This window comes from Nocardia wallacei (genome assembly GCF_029869545.1).
GTDB classification, from domain to species: Bacteria; Actinomycetota; Actinomycetes; order Mycobacteriales; family Mycobacteriaceae; genus Nocardia; species Nocardia wallacei_A.
The window spans coordinates 1-2,605 of the sequence record NZ_JARWQD010000301.1 but is presented as its reverse complement, the minus strand read 5'-3'; the positions used below and the strand labels follow the sequence as shown (position 1 = coordinate 2,605).

Below are 2,605 nucleotides of genomic sequence, written 5' to 3'. Positions count from 1 at the left end.
CGCCGATTACGACCTAAACCCCCCCGGCCAGCCGGGGTTTGCGCGGGGGCGGGCGCAGCGACTCGAGGGCGCCGCGCAGAGCGCCGCGCACGCCGGCGGCCGGGGGGGGTGTGGTGGCGTTGCTGCGCAGCATCGCCTGGGCGTGAATTCGCCCGGTACGGGCCGGGATTCGGTACAGCCGCTCGCCGTTGGCGACGACGGCGCCGATCCGGTTGCCGCCGCCGCTGGTCAGATAGGTGACCGCCGCCGCCGCGGCGACCACCAGATCGCGCTTCTGGCACAGCGCGGTGCCGAAGTCCAGGCTGGCCGACAGGTCGACCACGAGCCAGGTCTCGAGCTCCCGGTCGGCGATCATCTGCCGCACGTGCGGGTGCGTGGTGCGGGCGGTGACCGACCAATCCATCTGGCGCACATCGTCACCCGGCTGATACAGCCGCGCGTCGCCGGGCTCGGACCCCGGGCCCGGAATCAGGCCCTGGTGGTCGCCGTGCAGCACGCCGTCGAGGCGGCGGCGCACGGTCAGCTCCAGGGTCTTCAGCGCGGCCTTCAGCCGCGGGTCGTCGATCTGACCGGAACGAAACGACGGTGGTGCCGGATTTCCTCTGCTGGACGGGACGTTCGCTGACATCGTCACTGGGGCAACCGAATCCGATGCTCCGCTCACGGATGCTGCGGCTGGCCGGCGGCCTGCTGGCCGTTCGGCGCGGGCGGCTGCGGGGCGCCCTGGGGCTGCGGGGCACCCTGCTGCGGCGCCACCGGCGGCATCGGCGCGGGCGGCTGCTGACCCTGGCCCGGCGCGTTGGCCTGCGGCGCCACCTGCGGCAGGCCGACGGTCTGCAGGACACGGCGGATCACGTCGTCGGGGCTGACCTCGTCGGCGAGCGCGTCGTAGGACAGCACCAGGCGGTGGCGCAGCACATCCGGGACCACCTCGACCACATCCTGCGGCACCACGTAGTCGCGGCCGCGGATGAGCGCCACCGCGCGGGCCGCGGCGATGATGCCCAGGCTCGCGCGCGGCGAGGCACCGTAGGCGATCCACCCGGCGACATCCTCGAGTCCGAACTCGGCGGGCTTGCGCGTCGCGGAGATCACCCGCACCACATAGTCGACCAGCGCGTGGTGCACGAACGTGTTCGAGGCGAGCTTCTGCAGCCGGATCAGCTCCGCTGGCTCCAGGATCTGCTTGGGCTCCGGCGGGGTCACGCCCATCCGGTAGATGATCTCGCGCTCCTCCTCGACCGAGGGGTAGTCGACGACGACCTTGAACAGGAAGCGGTCGCGCTGCGCCTCGGGCAGCGGGTACACGCCCTCGCTCTCGATCGGGTTCTGGGTGGCCATCACCAGGAACGGATCGGGCATCGGGAAGGTCTTGCCGCCGATCGACACGTGCCGCTCGGCCATCACCTCGAGCAGCGCCGACTGCACCTTGGCGGGCGCGCGGTTGATCTCGTCGGCGAGCACGAAATTGGCGACCACCGGACCCAATTCGGTGTCGAACTCCTCGCGGCCCTGCCGGTAGATGCGGGTACCGACGAGGTCGGTGGGCACCAGGTCGGGGGTGAACTGCACGCGGGAGAAGGTGCCGCCGACGACCCTGGCGAACGTCTCGACCGCGAGCGTCTTGGCGATGCCGGGCACACCCTCGAGCAGCACGTGCCCGCGCGCCAGCACGCCGACGAGCAACCGCTCCACCAGGCGATCCTGGCCGACGATCACCCGTTTGACTTCGTAGATCGCCTTCTCCAGGGTCTGGACATCGCGCTCGAGGGTGTCGGGTGCCGGCGCGCCCTTCGCCGGATTCACCGTGCTCACACCATCAGTCGAAGTCACAAACATCCCCGCTTTCGCCTAGTCCGGCCCCGTGAGGCTCGCCGCTGCACTTGTGGTTCACGCGCGTTACCTGTGGTTCACCCGTGTTCCCCACCACTATTCCAGGTTTGGCATCCTCCCCCAACGCGGCCGGGGGATGACGGCCCGTCCGCGTCTCCGCGGCGCGTCGCGCGACACGCGCAACACGGTGAACCCTAACGCAAACGCCCGGCTCCGCGCCTGAGAGGAGGCTGGGAGTCGTCACGTCAGCAGGCGCACCGCGTACGGCATGATGCCCCCTTCGCGCACCGGCGAAACCTTGACCACATCGCCGGATTCGGGCGCCTCGACCATCTTGCCGTCACCCAGGTACAGCGCCACGTGCTCGCTGCCGTTCGCCCCCCAGAACAGCATGTCGCCGCGTTCGCGCTCGGCGACCGGCACCCGGGTGCCCATGTTGTATTGATAGCCGCTGTAGTGCGGCATCGAGATGCCCACTCCCGCAAAGGCGTAGATCATCAGGCCCGAGCAGTCGAAGCCGACTTTGTTGTAGTCGCCGTAGCTGTCGGCGACGCCGCCGTCGCGAATGCCCAGCGTGGGACCGTTCTCGTCGCCGCCGCCCCAGGAGTAGGTGACGCCGAGCTGCGACATCGCCCGATCCACCACCGTCTCGATCAGCTGAGTGCGGCTGCCGGACGGGCGGCTGGGCGGATTGGGCATGGCGGCGCGCGGCGGGGGCGCGTTGTGCAGCTGGGCGTGCGGGCGCTTACCGGCACCCGCCTGCGTGGCCCGA

2 protein-coding genes and 1 pseudogene are annotated in these 2,605 nt (G+C 70.5%); all 3 read right to left on the bottom strand.

The genetic code is table 11. From position 1 onward, the window contains the following. Positions 1-25: 25 nt before the first annotated feature. A pseudogene (locus tag QH290_RS26395) lies at positions 26-628 on the bottom strand (DUF58 domain-containing protein); the annotation flags it as partial. A gap of 32 nt (positions 629-660) precedes the next feature. After that, a complete protein-coding gene (gene moxR1 / locus QH290_RS26390; RefSeq protein WP_280263693.1) occupies positions 661-1,839 on the bottom strand; it encodes a chaperone MoxR1 in 1,179 nt (392 codons plus the stop codon). A 234-nt stretch (positions 1,840-2,073) separates the two neighbouring features. Next, positions 2,074-2,605 (bottom strand): NlpC/P60 family protein (locus tag QH290_RS26385; RefSeq protein ID WP_280385832.1); only part of this gene is annotated, 532 nt, incomplete at its 5' end.

Coding starts and splice junctions, on each gene's coding strand:
- moxR1 (WP_280263693.1), bottom strand. CDS start 1,839: ATGTTTGTGACTTCGACTGATGGTGTGAGCACGGTGAATCCGGCGAAG.